The organism is Rhizobium quercicola, assembly GCF_021168455.1.
Classification (GTDB): Bacteria; Pseudomonadota; Alphaproteobacteria; order Rhizobiales; family Rhizobiaceae; genus Ferranicluibacter; species Ferranicluibacter quercicola.
In genome coordinates, this window is sequence record NZ_JAJOZR010000015.1 from 12,806 (window position 1) to 30,390 (window position 17,585).

At 61.1% G+C, this 17,585-nt stretch carries 15 protein-coding genes and 1 pseudogene; 4 read left to right on the forward strand and 12 right to left on the reverse strand.

From position 1 onward, the window contains the following. The first annotated feature begins 284 nt into the window (after positions 1–284). The gene (locus LRX75_RS19975) at positions 285–2,498 is read left to right on the forward strand and encodes a TonB-dependent receptor (protein ID WP_231816503.1); all 2,214 of its coding nucleotides are present in this window, start codon (positions 285–287) and stop codon (positions 2,496–2,498) included. Positions 2,499–2,644: 146 nt separating this feature from the next. Here the strand turns inward: LRX75_RS19975 and LRX75_RS19980 are convergent, their stop codons facing one another. The 8 genes from LRX75_RS19980 to LRX75_RS20015 all read right to left on the reverse strand — a co-directional run bounded on the left by LRX75_RS19980 (position 2,645) and on the right by LRX75_RS20015 (position 10,700). Continuing rightward, complete coding sequence (locus tag LRX75_RS19980; RefSeq protein WP_231816405.1) at positions 2,645–3,403, reverse strand: iron ABC transporter ATP-binding protein; 759 nt, start codon at positions 3,401–3,403, stop codon at positions 2,645–2,647. Next, positions 3,400–4,341 (reverse strand): iron chelate uptake ABC transporter family permease subunit, encoded by a 942-nt coding sequence (locus LRX75_RS19985; protein WP_231816406.1) that lies wholly within the window; start codon positions 4,339–4,341, stop codon positions 3,400–3,402. The genes LRX75_RS19980 and LRX75_RS19985 overlap by 4 nt, the downstream gene beginning before the upstream one ends. Beyond that, positions 4,334–5,335, reverse strand: a complete 1,002-nt coding sequence (locus LRX75_RS19990) for an ABC transporter permease (protein ID WP_231816407.1) — start codon at positions 5,333–5,335, stop codon at positions 4,334–4,336. Before LRX75_RS19990 ends, LRX75_RS19985 begins: the two co-directional genes overlap by 8 nt. Further along, positions 5,332–6,249 carry a siderophore ABC transporter substrate-binding protein gene (locus LRX75_RS19995; protein WP_231816408.1) on the reverse strand — a complete coding sequence of 306 codons (918 nt, stop codon included), beginning with the start codon at positions 6,247–6,249 and terminating at the stop codon, positions 5,332–5,334. The genes LRX75_RS19990 and LRX75_RS19995 overlap by 4 nt, the downstream gene beginning before the upstream one ends. A gap of 25 nt (positions 6,250–6,274) precedes the next feature. After that, on the reverse strand, positions 6,275–6,565 hold the full coding sequence (locus tag LRX75_RS20000) for a DUF2218 domain-containing protein (RefSeq protein ID WP_231816409.1): 291 nt from the start codon (positions 6,563–6,565) through the stop codon (positions 6,275–6,277). A 65-nt stretch (positions 6,566–6,630) separates the two neighbouring features. After that, entirely contained in the window at positions 6,631–8,796 is a 2,166-nt protein-coding gene (locus LRX75_RS20005) for a TonB-dependent receptor domain-containing protein (RefSeq protein ID WP_231816410.1), read from the reverse strand. Positions 8,797–9,041: 245 nt separating this feature from the next. After that, the gene (locus tag LRX75_RS20010) at positions 9,042–10,043 is read right to left on the reverse strand and encodes a FecR family protein (protein ID WP_231816411.1); all 1,002 of its coding nucleotides are present in this window, start codon (positions 10,041–10,043) and stop codon (positions 9,042–9,044) included. 156 nt (positions 10,044–10,199) lie between these two features. Further along, positions 10,200–10,700, reverse strand: a complete 501-nt coding sequence (locus tag LRX75_RS20015) for a sigma-70 family RNA polymerase sigma factor (protein ID WP_231816412.1) — start codon at positions 10,698–10,700, stop codon at positions 10,200–10,202. Positions 10,701–10,970: 270 nt separating this feature from the next. Between LRX75_RS20015 and LRX75_RS20020 the strand changes: the two are divergent. From LRX75_RS20020 to LRX75_RS20030, 3 genes and pseudogenes are all read left to right on the forward strand, one after another. Further along, positions 10,971–11,673: pseudogene (locus LRX75_RS20020) on the forward strand (site-specific integrase). Between the two features lie 338 nt (positions 11,674–12,011). Continuing rightward, positions 12,012–13,031 carry a hypothetical protein gene (locus LRX75_RS20025; protein ID WP_231816413.1) on the forward strand — a complete coding sequence of 340 codons (1,020 nt, stop codon included), beginning with the start codon at positions 12,012–12,014 and terminating at the stop codon, positions 13,029–13,031. 72 nt (positions 13,032–13,103) lie between these two features. After that, positions 13,104–13,985 carry a hypothetical protein gene (locus LRX75_RS20030; RefSeq protein WP_231816414.1) on the forward strand — a complete coding sequence of 294 codons (882 nt, stop codon included), beginning with the start codon at positions 13,104–13,106 and terminating at the stop codon, positions 13,983–13,985. Here LRX75_RS20030 and LRX75_RS20035 read toward each other — a convergent pair. The 4 genes from LRX75_RS20035 to LRX75_RS20050 all read right to left on the reverse strand — a co-directional run bounded on the left by LRX75_RS20035 (position 13,967) and on the right by LRX75_RS20050 (position 16,956). Further along, a complete protein-coding gene (locus LRX75_RS20035; RefSeq protein WP_231816415.1) occupies positions 13,967–14,551 on the reverse strand; it encodes a hypothetical protein in 585 nt (194 codons plus the stop codon). The genes LRX75_RS20030 and LRX75_RS20035 overlap by 19 nt on opposite strands. A gap of 26 nt (positions 14,552–14,577) precedes the next feature. After that, complete coding sequence (locus LRX75_RS20040; RefSeq protein ID WP_231816416.1) at positions 14,578–15,090, reverse strand: hypothetical protein; 513 nt, start codon at positions 15,088–15,090, stop codon at positions 14,578–14,580. Positions 15,091–15,119: 29 nt separating this feature from the next. Beyond that, positions 15,120–15,701 (reverse strand): DUF1349 domain-containing protein, encoded by a 582-nt coding sequence (locus LRX75_RS20045; protein ID WP_231816417.1) that lies wholly within the window; start codon positions 15,699–15,701, stop codon positions 15,120–15,122. Positions 15,702–16,041: 340 nt separating this feature from the next. Beyond that, on the reverse strand, positions 16,042–16,956 hold the full coding sequence (locus LRX75_RS20050; RefSeq protein ID WP_231816418.1) for an EthD domain-containing protein: 915 nt from the start codon (positions 16,954–16,956) through the stop codon (positions 16,042–16,044). Positions 16,957–17,585 lie beyond the last annotated feature (629 nt).

The following is a 17,585-nucleotide window of genomic DNA, read 5'->3' on the forward strand; positions in this document are numbered from 1 at the left end:
ACGAACGTCGGTCGGGTTCCAAGGCCCATCCGCGCTTATACAGAGGTCAAATGCGTCGCCGGAAACACACGATGCACATAATTATCATCATTCCGAGGAAAATTCCCTGCTCTGGATCGTCTTTCTGGCACGGCGGCTGATGCAATTGACGCGACGTTCAGAAAACCGAGCGCGAAGCCGTCTGTCAAAGGCGTTACAGGGGGCATGGAATGTTAAAAGGTTGTATCGGTCGGGGGCCGCGTTGGTGGACCAGGGTTGCCTTCACGAGTGTGTCGCTCCTCGCCATATCGGCAGAGTCTGCGCAAGGTCAGGAAGCACAGGGTGGGCAGGCGGAAAACCGGCAGGGGGTGGCAAGGTCTTCCGCTGCGGCAGGGGCAACGACGCTCGAGGAGATCGTCGTCTACGGCAATTCGGGAGGAAAGCCCCCGGCGAGGGGCGTCATCGGTCAGCCTCCGGCACCATATGCCGGCGGTCAAGTCTCTTCCGGCGCCCGGATCGGGGTTCTGGGCAATCGCCCTGTTCTAGAAACGCCTTTCAGCGTCACGTCTCTCACGTCCCAGCTCATCCGCGATCAACAGGCACGAACCGTCGCCGATCTCACGCTGAACGATCCCTCGGTGCGTCAGGACGCACCTGCATTCAGCGAACGTGATGCTTTCTTCATCCGCGGTTTCTCGGTCACTAACCTCGACACGCTGTATGACGGGCTTCCCTATATCGCCAATCCCCGCCGCAGTTTCCTCGAAGGCATCGAGCGCGTGGAAATCCTAAAGGGGCCGACCGCCTTCGCCAATGGCGGCCTCGGGCGGGTCGGCGGCACGATCAATCTCGTTCCCAAGCGCGCCACCGACGAGCCGCTGACACGGCTGACCACCGGCTATCGCTCCGACTCGCAACTGTGGACACATGCCGATGTCGGCCGTCGTTTCGGTCCGGGCGGAGAGTTCGGCGTTCGCGTGAACGGTTCCTACCGCGACGGTGAGTCACCACTTGATAGCAACGATAATCAGGTCGGCGTCGCGTCCATCGGGCTGGACTATCGCGGCGATCGTCTTCGCGCATCGCTCGATTTCAATCATTCCACGCAGAACATCGATGCGCCGACATCTCTCTTCAACGGTGCCGTGCCCGGCATCAAGATTCCGCGCGCACCGGACGGCAAGATCAACACGGCCAACCCGTTCGAGTATCACGACAGCACGTACAACATGATCGCCGGTCGCGTCGAATATGATATCCTTGATAACACGACGATTTATGCTGCCGGTGGTGCAAGCCGGTACCGCGAAGACTTCCTGACATCGTCCTATACGATCCTTAACGCAGATGGCGACGCGACATCCAGCCTTGCCATCCAGCCGCAGCAGATCCAGGGCTTCTCTGGTGAAATCGGCCTGCGCTCGGAGTTCGATACCGGCCCTGTCGGCCATCAGGTTAACTTCGCTGTCGCCCGAAATCTGAATGAAAACTATCGCGGCAGCTTCCTGCCAGGGGCACTCGGATTGCCGCCGGCATACCCCACAAACATCTACAATCCGGTCTATCTGCCCGACGGCTCAGTTGATACGAGCAACTTTCCCCAGTCGGATGATCTCGTACCCTTTGCCGACCTTCTCTCAAGCAGCGTCGCATTGTCCGACACGATGTCGTTCCTCGACGAGCGCTTTCTGTTGACCGTAGGCGGGCGCTATCAGGACATCCGCTCGAGAGGCTTCAACACGCGGCCGGGAAACCCGCTGTTCCCCGTGGGAGACAGAAATTACCTGTATGAGGACGCAAAGTTCAGCCCGGCCGTTGCTGCTGTCGTAAACGTAACGAACAGTCTCTCGGTCTATGCCAATTATGTCGAGGCGCTTTCCGAGGGAGCCATCGCACCGGCCACTGTCGCCAATGCGAACGAGATTTTCCCGCCCTTCGTTCACGATCAGAAGGAAATCGGCGTCAAGTATGATTTCGGTTCGCTCCTCCTGACAGCGGCGCTGTTCGAGATCCGTCAGGAAAGTGCTTTCACCGATGCGACGACGAATACCTTCTCGGTCGATGGCCTGCAGATAAACCGTGGTCTCGAGCTTTCGGTCTTCGGAGAGCCGCTTCAAGGTGTCCGCGTCCTCGGTGGTGTGACATTCATGAATGCCAAGCTAGACAGCACGCCTGCCGGTACGTTCGATGGCAAGAAGGTTCCTGGCGTTCCGACAAAGACGATCAGCCTTTATGGCGAATATGACACCCCGTGGATCGAGGACCTGACCCTGACAGGTCGCGTGCTCTATAGCGGCAGCACCTATTACGATCGCGCAAACACGCAGAAGGTCGATGACTGGACACGACTCGATCTTGGGGCACGCTACGTCTTTGAGCGGGAGAACGGCAAGCCGATCGAGATCCGTGCCAATGTCGAGAATGTTCTGAACGAGAAATACTGGGCGTCCTCGGCACGTGGTTTCCTCTCGGCCGGCACACCGCGTGCCTTCATGTTGTCCACGTCGTTCGATTTCTGACAGCGTCGGTCCCTCGACTGCTGATCGCCGTGCGTCATTCGTTACGCACGGCGATCAGGCCTCGCCTCGATCTGCGAAGGGATGGGCCGACGAGGATGGATATCGCCTCCCGGGCGTTCCCCCTTCACGCGTCTCTACCGGGGGTCTCAGAGGTGATGCATTACGAGCGGCCTTCCCGCCGCAACCGTCACCTGCATCCGATACCCGAAAACCGCTGCGAGCGTATCGACGGTCAGGACCTCTCCTGGCGTTCCGTCGGAGACGATACGACCATCCCGCATCGCGATGATCCGGTCGGCATAGGCGGCGGCCTGGTTGATATCGTGGAGGACGATGATGGCCGTTCGCGCATCCTCGTCCGCCATGCGTCGCAGACTCTGCATCAGGTGGCGCGCATGGAACATGTCGAGATTGTTGAGCGGCTCGTCGAGCAGCAGGTAGTCCGTACCCTGGCAGAAGGTCATGGCTACAAGAGCGCGCTGGCGTTGACCGCCCGATAAGGTCTCGAGAAAGCGCTCGGCGAGATCCGACACGCCGAACTGCACCAGTGCCTCCTCGACGCGCGCCCTGTCCTGCGGCGTCGAGCGCCCCTGATTGTGTGGAAAGCGGCCAAGGCTCACGAGCTCGCGCACGGTCAGGCGGCCGGCAAATACCCCGTCCTGACGCAGGATCGCCATCCGGCGAGCAAGCTCCCGCCCCGGGGTCGTCGTCACCGGCAGACCGTCGATGAAGATGCGGCCGGTCTGCAGGGGGAGTAGGCGCGCGATCAGCGACAGAAGGCTCGACTTTCCCGCACCGTTCGGCCCCACGAGCGCGACGATGCCGCCACGATCGATCGTCAGGTTGATGTCCCTGAGCACCGGTGTGCCGCCATGGGCAAGATTGAGGTCTTCGATGAGGATCACGTCCGGCTTCCCAGATACAGCAGCAGAAGAAAGGCGATACCGCCGGCGAATTCGATGACGACGCCGAGTGTTGCGGCGCTGCCCAGCAGATGCTGGAAAATCGCTTGGCCGCCGACCAGAAGGATAATCGCGACGAGAGCGGCAGCGGGCAGTATGACGGCATGTCGGCTTGTGCCGAGGATACGCTCGGCAAGGGCCGCCACGAGCAGACCGAGGAAGGAGACCGGCCCGACGAGGGCTGTAGACACGGCAACCAGAAGCGCAACGATGAGAAGGAGGAGCGCCGCTGTCCGCGACCAGTCGATACCAAGCCCGATGGCGGCTTCGCGGCCGAGCGCCACGACATCGAGCCTGTGCCGCTGGTGCCAGCAAACAACCGCGGTGGCGAAGGTCACGATGCTGCCGATGATGGTGAGGTCGGCGCGCAGAGCATTGAAATTGGCGAAGCTCGCCGCCTGCACCACGGCGAAGGCGTTGGGATCGAGCAGGCGGAACAGAAGTTGCGACAGGCTGCGGAAGAGAAGACCGATAGTGACGCCTGTCAGAAGCAGGAGGCTCATGTCGAGACGTGCTGTAAGTAGCGGGGGCAACAGGACGGCGGCAAGAACGATCATGATGAGGACTTCGGCCGCAAATTTCCAGCCTCCCCCGATCGCCGCATAGCCGAGCCCACCGAGGAGAAAGACGAGAAGAGCCTGCCCGAAAAGATAGAGCGCATCGAGCCCCATGATGGATGGCGTGAGGATCCGGTTGGCGGTAACGGTCTGGAACAAGACAGTGGACAGCGCCACGGACACGGACACCTGCACGAGCGCGAGCAGCTTCACCGCACGGATCTGCAGTACGAAGGCAAGGTTTCCCTGCAGGCCGAGGGTCAGGAAGGCGGCGACCGAGAAGACCGCAAGAACGGCCAGAAGGACGAGGGGGCGCTTATGCATGGGATGGACGCAGGCGCATCAGCTTTAGGAACAGGAGCGCGCCGACGACGCCCATGACGGTCGCGACCGGGATCTCGTAGGGGTAGCGGATCAGCCGTCCGACGATGTCGCAGCCAAGCACCAGCAGGGCTCCGGCCAACGCCGTCCAGGGAATGGAGGCGCGCAGCTTGTCGCCGATGACTCGGGAGACGATGTTGGGCACCACGAGCCCGACGAAAGGGATAATGCCCACGACGGACACCGTGAGCGCGGCGATGACCGAGACGACGAGAAGGCCAAGACGCAGGGTCCAGGCGTAATCGAGCCCGAGGCCGATGCTGGCCTCCCGACCGAGCGACAGAACAGTGAGCCTGTCGGCGATCCACCAGGAAAGGACGACGATGATGCCGGCGCCCCAGAGAAACTCGTAGCGACCGCGAACGACGCCGGAGAACTCGCCATTCGTCCAGATGTCGATGAACTGCAGGAGATCCGTCTGCCAGCCGACGAAAGTGACGACGGCTCCGATGACGCCGCCATAGACGAGGCCAAACAGCGGCACGAGATGCGGCTGGGTCACAGGCAGCCGGTCGGCCGTGGCCATGAAGACGGACGTGCCGAGAAGAGCGAGTGCGGTCGCGCCGATCATCTTGACGCCTAGGGAGGCCGCGGGAAAGAGGAGCGTCATCAAGAGGATGCCGAGTGCGGCGCTCTGCGCCGTCCCGGCCGTGGATGGCTCGACAAAGCGATTTCGCACCAGCGCCTGCATGATCAGCCCGGCAATGGCAAGGGCCGAGCCTGTGAGAAGGGCTGCAAGCGTGCGTGGCAGGCGGCTGGCCAGCAGCAGTTCGAGCGCTTCGGGATCGCTCACAACCTGCGTCGGAGACAGGGTGTCGGCACCGATGAGGAGACTGAGCCAAACGAGCACGACAAGGGCTGCGGCTGCGGCCATCCGGGGCAAGGTGATGCGTTTGCGCCACTGCGCCTTCTTCGGTTCTGGCACCGACTGTGTCATGGGCCCTTCGTAAAGCTCTGTGTGATCGCGTCGAAAACCCGGATCATCGATCGCGTGCCGCCGGCTGCGATGTAGAAATTGCCTGGCGGCAGGTAGATGACCTGGCTCTTCGCCCATGCCGTCGTTTTGGCGACAAGCGCATTGTCGAGCGTCGCTCGCGCATTCTGGTCCTGCGAGCCGATGGCCGCTGCCCGGTCGACCACGAGGAGCCAGTCCGGATTGGCGGCGTGGATAAACTCGAAGGAGACGGCTTCCCCGTGGATGGCCGCATCGACGTCGGTTACCGCCGGGGTGAGGTCGAGCGACCTGTGGAGCCAGCCGAACCGCGAGCCCATGCCATAGGCGGTGACTTTGGGGCCGTTGGTCATGATGATCAGCGCCCGGCCCTTGCCCGCAACGGCCGCTTTCGCCCGCGCGACGGCAGCGTCCAGCTCTGCCTCGACCTTACCGGCTTCCGCCTCCTTGCCGAAAAGCGCGCCATAGGCGGCCAGCCGCCCCTTCGCCTGATCGAGGAGATCGTCGCCATCCATCGTCATGTCGATGGTCGGCGCGACCTGCTCGGTCGCTGCCCGCTTCGGTGATGAGCGGCCGCCGAGAATGATAAGATCTGGTTGCAGCGCACTCAGGGCCTCGAGGTCGGGCTCGAAGATCGTGCCAACGGGCTCAGCCTTTCGTGCGAGTGCCTGCAGCTCCGGCAGATAGAGATTGCTCGGAAGTCCGGCGATCTCGACGCCGATGCTGTTGAGCGTATCGACGGCCGCAATGTCGAACACGGCGATTTTGCCGGGACGTTCGGCAACCGGCACGATGCCCGCTGCCGTCTGGATATCGGTCGCCCGGACGAGCCCGGCCGGCAGCAAGGTCAAGGCGACCGCGACAAGCCAGGAGGCTCTGCGATGTCGGTAAGCTTTCATGCCGCTCATCCTCTCGGTCCGGTTCTCACGCTGCGGGTGTCCACAGGAGGGGGCCAGACGGCTCGCGAAAGGCGAAACGCAGGAGATGGCTCTCGATCACGGCCTTCGTCTCGCCGAGGCTCCGATCGTCGGGAGAGCGGACGCGGATGCTGAGCCCTTCGGCGCTCGCCAGCAGAAAACCCGTGCCGCAGGAAAAACGCAGTTCGCCCCGGTCGCCTGCGTGTTCGACCTCTATCTTGTGGGCGAAATGCTTGCACAGCTGCACGAGGTACTTCTGCCCCTCGTTCGTTTCAAACCGGCTTGTCGCTTCGAGCATTGAGAAATCCTGTTTTGGCAAACGCGGCGGCGGAGCATGCCCGCCACCCGTGTCGTCGTGGCGGGCTAGAATGAGGCCTTGGCGGTGAGAATGAAGGTCCGGCCCTGTTCGTAAAGTGGGGTTACGGTGCCGAATTCCTGCCCGTAGGTGGCGCGGTCCGAGTAGGTCTCGTTGGAGAGATTCTTGATTTCGGCGCGCAAGCTCAGGTTCGGCTTGGAAGGCGGCTTGTATTCGAGGAAGGTGTTTAACACGTGATATCTCGGGTAAGGCCGACTGCCGGGCGCGACATCGTCATAGGCGAGCGCGACTTCCGCATCTGCACCGATCGTTACGCCCCGATCAATAAGGGTGTGGATGGCCGTGATGGTGATGATCTGTCCGGCGGGGGCCGCGAGGTAGCTGCCGAGATCCGAGTCTGCCGGCTTGCCGTCTATCTCGACGGCGATGTTCGCGTATTTGACCTCAAGCGACGTCGCATCTGAACCATAGCCGGCGCCAATCTCGAAACCTGTGGACATGACGTCATGCTGCTCGACGCCGCGCAGAATGGCGTAACGGGGCGCACGGGCGTTGTCGATCACCGTGCGGAAGATGCTGCCCTCGATTGTGAAGCCGTCCAGCCTGGCCTTAAGGCCGGCACTGACGTTGTCTGATCGAACCGGATCGGGGCCGCCGGCATAGTCCCAGTTGGGGTTCATGATGAAGTTCTCGGCTAGCGGTATACCGGCCCAGACGCGAGAATAGGCGGCCCCGGCCGTCAGCGTCTCCTCGATCAGATCATACTCTCCGGAGATATTGTTGCTCAAGCCCGCATGATCCCGCTTCTCGCCGGTGGTGCCGGTAAACCAGTGCCGGTCGCCGCGTGCACCGAACGACAGGCGGGTGCGCTCCAGTGGCTCGATGCGCGCCTGCGCGTAGATGCCGACGTTGCGGCCTCGTTCCAGCGCAGGTTCGAAGAGGTCGTCGAGTTCGGCCTTGTCGCTATAAAAATCAATGCCGGCGACGATGTTGCCGCTGTCGAATGAGAAGGTATTCTGGACCTTGCCGTTGAGGCTCCCGGTATCGCCGGCCCCATCATAGGGCGGAATGTCGAGCGCGGGCGCGAGGTAAATCGGCGTCTCCACGCTGGTGCGGCTATAGGCCAGGACGACCTTTGGATCCCACCAGCCTTCCGGGGTGCTGTCGGTGTATGTGAAGACCGTATTCTGCCGCTCTAGCGCGTAGTCGCGAACCCGGGGTTCCCACGGCGGGCGACCTTGTATGAAACCGGCATTGGCGCGGAAGGGTCGTTCGGCGTCGTCGCGCAAACGATCGTGGCTGATCGAGATCCGGTCACCGCTCTCGAATTCATAGGCGAGCTTGGCGATGCCGCTGATCAGGTCCGTGCTTGTGCCGAGCACGTCGTCGCCATTGCCGGCGTGAAACCCGTTTCCCTTGCCGAAGGTGATATAGCCCAGCGCCTCCAGCCCATCCTTCAATGTATAGCTAGAAAGCCCCGTGACGGCTGTGTCGCTGTTGAAAGTGTAGCTGGAGGTGACGAAACCGCCATAGCCGTCGCCATCGAGAAGGTCGCGCGCATCCTTCGTCTCATAGGCGATGGCGCCGCCGAGCGCGCCCGGTCCGGCATCGGCCGGCGCAATGCCTGCATCGACGCGGACGGCCTGGAGCAGGCCGGGATCGATGAGGTTGGTGGCGGAGTGATGGAAGACCTTGTTGTTCTGCCGGCTGCCGTCGATGGTCACCGCGAGATTGGTCTCCTCGATGCCGTGGACATAGACCTTCTGCGACATGGGTAATGAGCTACCGACGGAGACGCCCGGCTCGCCTTGAAAGACATCGGCAATGCTGGCCGGATTCTTCTGCTCAAGCTTCAGGCTTGACAGGACGATGCCGCCGGGTCCGCTAATGCCGCTTCCAAAGACGACGATGGGCTCGAGAACCGTCGCACCCTCGACGGCAACGAGGCCGTTATCGATGTTTGCACGATCCAGCATGCCCACGGTCGCGGTGCCATCGGCAATGTCATGGGAGAGTCCCGTGCCGGCAAGCAGCCGTGTCAATGCCTTCCGCGCGGTCAGACGACCGCTGACGGGACGCCCCTCCACGCCGTGCGTCGCTTCTGCCGCCAGCGTGATCTGGAGGCCCGACTGACGCCCGAACGTCTTCAGAGCCTGAGAAAGCGGCTGCGCGACGATGGAAAAATCATGTTTCGCCTCAGCCTCCTGCGCCATAGCCGGCGATATGACAGCCGCTGTAAGAGAGGCAAACCCCAGAATAATGGTCGTCGCATGCAGGGTGAAAAGCCTGCCGCTGACGGTTATATGCTCCGCTATCTGGTGTCGGCATGTCGGCAAACGTCATCCACTCCGTGTTTCCCTGAGCGCGTGCCGCAACACGCGCGTCATTGCAAAGACGACGGGCGTTCCGGTTTTTTTCACACAGATCGATATTTTTCCAAGATTCGTCGAAAGTGCCGTTAGTAGCGCGAGACGATACGCGCATAGGGCGTGACAGCCCGTACCTTGCCGCCGAAGGGGCGTACCAGCGCCTCCAGCGCGCGATCAGGATCTCGCAGATCGTAGAGACCGGTCACGCGGAGAGAGCCGAGTGCGCCGTCCGCGATCGTGATCCATGCCGGGTGAAAGCGCCGGATGCGCTCGATCGCGCTGGCGATGGTGACGTCGTCGATGAAGAGCTTGCCGCTTCGCCAGGCCCCCATTTCCTCGATATCGGCCGTTCCCCGGATCGCCGTTCCGGTCTCCCGGTCAATCGCTGCGGTCTCGCCGGGGGAAAGTTCGAACGTGCTGCGCTGGCTTTCCCCGTCATAGGAGATTGCGACCGATCCCCGCGCAAGCTCCACAGTCGTCTCGTGCACGCCAGTCTGCACATCGAAGGCGGTGCCGAGAACTGCCACGGTGACGCCATCGGCATCGATGGTGAAGGGACGGTCCGCATCATGCGTGACGTCGAAGAAGGCCTCGCCTTTCAGTAGCTCGATATGGCGTTTGTGATTGGCGATCGTCACGGCAAAGGCGGTTCCGCCGCTCATGTCGACGGTGGTTCCATCGGCAAGCACGACACGCCGGCTTTCTCCCGACGCCGTCACTTCGTCCGCACGCAGGTGCAGGAGCAGAGCGGGGCCCGCCAGAAATGACACAGCGCAAGCCGCCGCAGCCAGCATGGCGGCACCAGCAAGCCGTTTTCGACGTGGTTCCGGCCGTTTCGCGGTGAAAGGCACGACCGCCGCGATGCCCGTTGCAACCGTCTCCCAGTCCTCGGCGTAAGCCGGACGGGTGTCGCCGAGCAGAGCCCAAGCCTTCTCAATCTGGCGCCATGCGGCCGCGTTTTCCTCGGAGGCCGACAGCCACCGTTGGAAGGCGGCCCGCGTCTCAAGACAGTCCGGGCGATCCCGCATCGCTAAGAACCAGTCCGTCGCCTCGCCGAGCACGGCGTCCGGAAGAGGTGGATTGCTTGTCACGGTCGCGAAAATCCCATGGCCGCAGCATCGCCTTCGACAGAGGTGCGCTCACCGGAGCGTCCTGTCGCTGGCTGCTGTCTCGTGCAGGATGCACGTCGTCTAGCAAAGACGAGCAGGAGGCAACAATTTTTCATGATTTACGGCTGGACCACACACTCAAGAGGGGAGAACGGAGGCGAGACGCACAATCGCGCTTTGCACGTGCCGATGCACCTTCGTCACCGAAATGCCGAGATGTTCTGCGATCTCGCTCAGCGTATAACCGCCGAACCGGTGCATTTCGAGCGCGATCCGGGCTTCCAGAGGCAGGTCCTCCAGCAACTTTTCGATCAACCGCACTTCATCCGATGTCGCGACGATGTCCTCCGGCGTCGGACAGGGCGAAGGCACCGACCAGTAGGGTGGATCGATGCTTTCCCGTGCTTCGAGCTTTCGCCGCTTTATCACATCGAATGCAAGATTACGCACGATCCTGAAGAGATAGGCGACGAGTTGTCCCGTTGAGGCCTCGCGCGCATCTGCCGGCATAAACTTCAAAAAGGCATCGTGAACGATGTCTTCAGCGCTTTCACGGCAGCCAAGAATCCGCGATGCATACGTAACGAGCGCTGGTCGTTGACTGACATAGACCTGAAGGCGCGCGTCTATGTTCATCATATGCCTTCGCGACCTCTTTCCCGTATTTCCTGACGTTTGCGCCGGTTGTTTCAAACCGGCACGAATATATGAGTGGTTTAGTCATGTTCTCCGCCGCTGTCATCCTCTTTGTTGGCAGACCAGAATGGCGTCCTCAAATAGAAGCCTGGGGAGACTATCGGACGTGTTTTCCATGATGCGAGAATGGTTCAGATTGCCAAGCTAAACACCGAAAGCCATACCGCTGGAACGTCAGCACCACCGCTGTAGGGGTGGCCATTGCGAAGGGTACTGAAGCCGAGTTGTCGAGTGGTCTTTCCCTCCCCAAAAGAACCAAACCTATGGTCCACGCATCTCACGGACCTGTCAAACCGAGCGTGCGCTTATGTCGACACCACCAGCGCGGCCAATACCCGCAAAGCCTATGCCGCTAACAGGAAGCATTTCTCCGCATAGTGCCGCCGATCCGGCCTGTCTCCCCTCTCCCCGCACCCGCAAACCGTCGGCCTCTACATCGCAGCCTGCGCCTCGGGCAGTGCTGCTGGCACCCCGACGCGCGCACGAAAGCCAATGCCGTGTCGCCGATCGAGCGGCGTCTGGCCTCCCTATCGTGGAACTATGCCCAGCGCGGTCTTGCCCTCGATCGCAAGGATCGTCATATCGCCATGGCGATGTCCGCCATCCGCAAGAGCCATGCCAAACCTCCAGTTCAGAAAGTAGCGGTGCTGGTTATGGGCCACTCTTCCGGCGGGTGACGGGACAGGGCAAAGCCGTCGGGCCGGATCGTCTCAACGTCCGGGAGGTGGCACGGCTGGTCAAGGGCACGGCGATGGCTGCCGGTGTGCGTGGTGATCTTAGTGAGACTGAGCGGGCGAAGAAAGCCGGCATGACGCAGTGGCAACGTGGGTCACCGTTGCGTCAACAGCTTGAAGTCGGGTCAATCGGGGGCCATTGGAGCGTGCGATTAACAGCCCGCAACTCGCCCAGATCTTGATTGGCACCTTCTTCATTGCCTTGCTGAGTGTGGCTGCGGTTATCTATCTGATCCGCTCAGGTAGCTCTATTTGAAGCAGAGCGCGACAGATCAGACTACCCCTGCGGAGGACGGCATATTCTCATGCTGACCGCACTGATTGAACGTCCGCCTGATGGGCGGATGATGGTATTGGGTCGTGAGCGGTCTAATCTGGTCCGTAAGTTTCCTCCCTCGCAACCGAGAGAGTTTTTTATCCAGTTGCAAGCAAGACGTTTGGACATGGGCAGCGCCTATCTTGTATTCTACCGGTACACGTTGCCGAGCGGCGAGCTTGAACGGAGGCCGCGATACGATTTTTGGACCGCCTTTTCCGCCGCACGCAGGTCGCGCTGACGTCCTGGCCGGACGGCCCCGCGCCGGCTGAGATCCCAATCCTTCCCGATGGCATGAACCCGATCCTCCGCCTTGCGGACAATTGGCGCTTACCCCGTCACGAAACGCGCACAGAGGTCGTCGCGCGCTGCGGCGTTCTGCCAGATCCGATCTACAACTGGCCAGCGCTCGTCCTCACCGACGCTGAACCCCTACCAGGCGCACTTGCGCCCTGGACGGCAAGCACCTTCGAGCGCATACCACCCCAGTTTCCGATCACCCGCTTCACCGCCCTTGCGTGGTTTAAGGACGACGCCCACGCCAACCTTCAGCGCATCGCTGACCATCTCACGGCATCTCTCGGCCGCGCGCCGGTCGGTCAGCGGTGGAACACTGTCGTCGCAGGATGGCGGTCAGGGCTGGCCGAAGTCTCGCTGACCGCTTGGCCGCCGGATTGGCAGTCGCATGGTCTGCAGAACCCGTCCGAGGATCGCGACCCGCGCCTTAAGACCGCCTGCCACGTGACGCTAACGACGGGCTTCCGCCTGGCTCTCAGCGCGAGAGAACAAGAATGGGTGACAGGCTTCCTGCCTCTCGCGTTCGACGGCGATGTCGGGACAGCGCGCATGGCACAGGCGGGCCGCTTTGCGCCAGGCGAGACGGAGCTCGAATATGCGCGCGACCCAGAAGATCTGGTCAAGGACCGGCAGCGGATGCTTGGGCTATCAGCAGACGGCGAGGCGCTGATCGTAGTTTCGGATCAGCTCTTCGTCATGCCCCGCAGCGACATTCTGCATCTTGAGGTCATCCGTATGACGCCGGCCAAGGGCGGGGGCGGCTCGTCGCTTCATGCCCATTGCTACACGCACGCACCCGGCGCGGACAGCCAGTCTGTGTTCCTAGCGCAGCACAGCGATCCCGACGGCATGACGGCACTGGGGCAAGAACTGGGCGAGCGGCTCGGTTGTTTGGTCGAAGTCAGTCCCTACTACCCGGATTGCTGACCACGGACGGATGACGGCTGAGACCAGCGTCGATAGGATGCCGGAGCGAAACGAACAGAAGCGGGCTCGCAAATGAAAGGCAGTAGGACGGACGCATTCCGGAGCGAGACCGGAACCAGATGGCGTGAAGGAGCCCTTGACCGTTTACGACGGCTCGGCATCTCCGAGCTTCTCGTCCTCCTTCTCGTCTTGCCGGTCGCAGCGAAGGCGCACGAGCCCGGTTACGCCGACGCAAAGATTGCCTCGCCCGCACGCACGAGCCGCGCGGGCGTCCGTCTCGCCTTTCCTGCCGGTGAACTGCCGCGTCGCGGGATGCTGGTCGCGACCGGTAACATCCTGTCGCCGCTGGCGCGCTGGATCGTCATCGATCTCGACCTCATGACCATCCGGCAGGCAACGACCCGTCTGGCCGATGCGGGAGGGCTGGTGGAGATCGAAAGCGAACGCACCGATGCCATTTCGGATGACGAGCGGCGCAACGTGATCGCGTCGGGCAACGAGGTCTGGATCACCCCGGCTCGCGATACGCCAGTGTTCGGTGAGCCGACAGACCGCCTGTGCAACGTCGCCCTGTTCGATGGCGACGACGTCCTGCAGGAGGTCGGGTCCGATTGTCCGAGACCACGCCTTGTCGCGGTGCTGGAAGCGTTGGCGGTGTCCGCCAACGGGCGAGCCAGTTCGCAGGGGCATGCGCCGGCTCCCTCTTCCGCAGAGGCGTCGATCGGCTCAGCGCATCGCGAGCCTGATGGCACGCTGGTCCTATGGCTGCGAGCCGAGAGCGAAGCCGGGTCCGTTGTCGGACATGGTGAGTTGCGCTACCCGCCGGGCAACCAGCACTATGACCGTTTCCTGCGCCATTTGGGTCCAATCCCGCCGGGCGGTGAGGTTCTCGTGTGGCCATTTCCACCACACTGGCCGGACGAACCTGCGTTGCCTCAGCGACCAAGGTCGTAGGTCACGGTCGCGATCACCTGGGGGCGGTCGCGTCGTGCACCCGGTGCGTTGGCACGGCTGAAGACCAGCGCAAGCTTTTGCTCCTTGCGCAGTCGGAAAAAGGTCGAGACCATGTCATCTCGGCGCTCCTCGCCGATGCGCTCCCAGCGATCGGAGACGTCCGGTGAGGCGGCCACCGCTTCGGCCGCCGGCTGGAAGTCGACCCCGCCGCCGCCCGTGATGTGGCACATCGGAATGTCGCGCGAGACCACCAGCGCGTAACCCTCGTTGGGTCCGGCATTGATCCGCCAGTAGCGGTTGCCGCGCCGGAAGGGCTTGGGAGGGAGGAGCGGCTCGGGCAGGCTCTCGGTCTCGGACACCGCGCCGCCAAGATCGATGGCCGCGAGGAATCGCGCCGGATCGTTCAGCCAGCTTGATGGGTCGAGGACCCAAATCTCGCAGCCGCGCAATGCGCCTTCCAGACCACTGCGCAACGGATCCGCGACAGGCCCATCCTGCGCCGATGCGGATCCGGAGATGGCAAGCAGCATCGTGGATGCGAGCAGCAGGCGGGGCAAGCGTTTCATGTCAGTCCAACACCGGAATCGCAGCATTATTTATTCTCCAGACCCTGTGAGGCGCGCTCGGCTCTGATCATGCCCGCTTCTCGGCCGATCTGGTCGCGAAGAGCCGTTAGTCCTGCCCGCATTCTTTCGTGTACGGCCGAATCCAGCGGAGGATCGGGATAACGGACGTCCCAAAGGAGAACGGCGTCGATCGTCCGCTGGAGCTTGAGGATGTCGCCGAAGGCCCAACCATTGACGGGCGGCCTGAGTGTCTCGAAGAGCGACGAGAACAGAGCGGATTCGCCGGTCGCGTGCTGAGTTGGGCTGGCGTTCAGGCGTGAGCGCCAGCGAAGTTGTCCGGCATAGAACCAGAACGTTGCCTCGTCGCGCCTACCCGCCTGCATCAGGGGTGCTACACGCAGCATGATGTCGCTGGGCAGTGCGTTACCCGCGGTCTCGGCACCTGGTGGCAAGGCCGGCTCCTCTGCGAAGGCCGGTGGCGGACCAAGAAGAAGGAGGGCTGCCGCTATAAGATGCGGGAGGATGGTGCGATAGGACATGTGGCGCGGCGGCTCCCTGCGACTTCTGCCTACGTAAGGTCGTGAAGATCTTTGCCCAAGGCCGGCCCCAATTGCCACTCACTGAATCTGACCTCCAAGCCTGCACGTTCGGGAGTGCAGCACATTGGCCCAACGAGATAATGGTCCGCTTCCGGGAATGGGCAGAGACGCACCAGTGGCCAAGTCTTGCCATCGCCTGAAGCTTGTATCCTTAGAACGCCGCTCTGGATGGCCACTCTTATCCAGTAATCTGATGGGTCACCATCATATCGCCCCGTTGCCCAGTCGGAGGCTTCATTTGTCAGGACACTGCCGAGCAAGCCATATCCGTCCGAGAACTCGATCCCGGTCTTAACCCACCGTCTTTCGTCGAGCCTCACCATGAGGCCCGCCTGATCGTAGAGATGCTCGAAATTTGCCTGAACGCGAACCTGGGCGGTGAAATCGCCTTCGGACCGGAATGCGTAGAAGTGGCCGTTGTCGCGCACAAAGCCATAGTGCGTCTCCCGCCAGAAATCGGTGTTGGCGTCGGTCGTCACGGAAAGCTCGGTATCCGATGCATTTGCATTCGAGGGTCTATTGAGCCACCGTCCATTCTTAAGACTTTGCAACGGCGTCTCCTACGACAACCAGAGGACTTGCTGAGCCGCATCTCTCGCAAGTTGGTAGCTCCTAGTGAGTCTATTTTCCGTCGACAGGCAAGGTTTGACTGACGCCTTCCGCTTGGCGCCATTTTTTGGCTATTCAGCCTGTTTTTTGATTTCTTGGAAGTCCGCCGTTCGCCTCATCAAACACGATATCCGACTTGGGTAAGAACCAATGTCACGCTGCCAGCATGAGAGCAGAGTGTTCGGCCTGGTGTAACCGACCAAATATGCGTCCACTTGAAAGTCCGATGCTCCAGGTTCGATTTTTTGGCTCACGAGTGAAGTGGTAGTCTGACGCCTTGCCTTACAACTTGCCCTTATGGATAAGGGTGCGGACATCCGCGGAAATCTGGTTGGCGGCGCCTAGTGTCTCTATCAACTGTGCCTGCCGACTTCCCCTCAATCCCGCTGTCGTTAGCACTTTGTCTCGGACATAGGTATAGATGCCGCTTACTGCAAAGGCGGTAGCGTAGCTGATATGTGCCTTTTGATCTATAATCGTGCCTTCAAAAAGGTCGCTGCCATAGAATTGTCTGCGTTCAAGTGGGTTGGCAAACGCTAGTTCTAGCACTGCAATATGCCGGCGCTCCTCTGGCACAGCATGGTCGACATTGGGAGCAGGCGGAGCAGGCTGCGCATTGTCGTATACGTCGGGCAGGTGCAGACGCACTTTTAACGCAGCCGAGCCCGCTGCGATTTTTCCCGCGAAATCCGTCATGAACCGTCGAAATGCAACGACATCGTTTGTCCGAGAACCTAGGTGGATATGAATGCGATCGAGGCCATCGTGTCCGTTAGGAATAGGGTCTGCGCTGCGGTCCACCAGCGTCGTCGAGCCTTTCGGAAGTGCGTATGCAACAGTCGCAGCGAACATGTTCTGCTCGTCGGCAAACAGAATCGAACAGGCCTCGTTAAACTGTTCCTGGTCAGCCCGGGTCTCGAAACCAATCTCAACCCCGCCGTCCAGACTATAGTTTTTGAACGAGCTTATCCCTTCGATTTGTGGCCAAAGATGCGCATCTTGTTCGCGGTTGAAATGGTTTTGGACGTACCACCCCAATCCTGGGATTCGGGAACACAGCGGCCCATGCACATCTCGCCAATAATTCGCGAATGTCTCGTGTGGCACTTTCGGACGACGAAGGACGGTCGTGTAGGTGTTAAGTGCGATAGTCGCATCGCGCGACGCAAAATTGTTTTCGTTCGATAAGATGAGCAAATGAAACTCCGATCCGTTGCCCCGGGACAACAAGCGGAGGTTTTAGTTGTTCCGCTTGGCCAAAGGATTGGGGTCGAGGAACCAGCTGTCGCAATGTTTTACGCAGCTGTGGAAAGGGCCCCGGCCTATTCCTAAGGCTGCAATGGGCAGGGTTCAGTATCACACCTACGCCAAAAACGAAGTAAGCATAGCAAAATTGCCGCATCTGGCGCTGATGTTCGCAGGTCTCGCGGTCAGACTGGAATGCCACGACGGCTCCTGCCGCCTCGTCGCAACGATTTGTAAGTTCATCGTATGTGAGCCTCTTGTACTGGGTCACTATCTTAAAAAAGTACTGCGCAATAGCACAATAGAGGCGGCGTGGTAGGGCAGCGTGCCAGAGACGGTATCGGCTCAGGCCTTGCACTTTTGGAAAGTCATTGCCTTGGCAACGGGAGGATTGCGCGACAGTTTTGCTCGCTTTGTTTAAAGCCAATCGTGCAGTCTTCAACGAGCGGCTGGCTGTCTTTACAGCGGTGCTCCAGCCGCTGCGCTAGGCTAAAAGACAAGTCGCACGGTGCAGAATCCAATTGCCAACAGAACGACAATCTCGCCTACGTCTGAAAAAACGACATCCGGACCTCACGGGC

Bases quoted from the DNA above. Each gene is read 5' to 3' on its own strand.
- LRX75_RS20000 (WP_231816409.1), bottom strand. From the start codon at position 6,565: ATGCTCGAAGCGACAAGCCGGTTTGAAACGAACGAGGGGCAGAAGTAC.
- LRX75_RS19990 (WP_231816407.1), bottom strand. From the start codon at position 5,335: ATGACACAGTCGGTGCCAGAACCGAAGAAGGCGCAGTGGCGCAAACGC.
- LRX75_RS20035 (WP_231816415.1), bottom strand. From the start codon at position 14,551: ATGAAACGCTTGCCCCGCCTGCTGCTCGCATCCACGATGCTGCTTGCC.
- LRX75_RS19985 (WP_231816406.1), bottom strand. From the start codon at position 4,341: ATGCATAAGCGCCCCCTCGTCCTTCTGGCCGTTCTTGCGGTCTTCTCG.
- LRX75_RS20005 (WP_231816410.1), bottom strand. From the start codon at position 8,796: ATGGCGCAGGAGGCTGAGGCGAAACATGATTTTTCCATCGTCGCGCAG.
- LRX75_RS20015 (WP_231816412.1), bottom strand. From the start codon at position 10,700: ATGATGAACATAGACGCGCGCCTTCAGGTCTATGTCAGTCAACGACCA.
- LRX75_RS19995 (WP_231816408.1), bottom strand. From the start codon at position 6,249: ATGAAAGCTTACCGACATCGCAGAGCCTCCTGGCTTGTCGCGGTCGCC.
- LRX75_RS20040 (WP_231816416.1), bottom strand. From the start codon at position 15,090: ATGTCCTATCGCACCATCCTCCCGCATCTTATAGCGGCAGCCCTCCTT.
- LRX75_RS20030 (WP_231816414.1), top strand. From the start codon at position 13,104: ATGAAAGGCAGTAGGACGGACGCATTCCGGAGCGAGACCGGAACCAGA.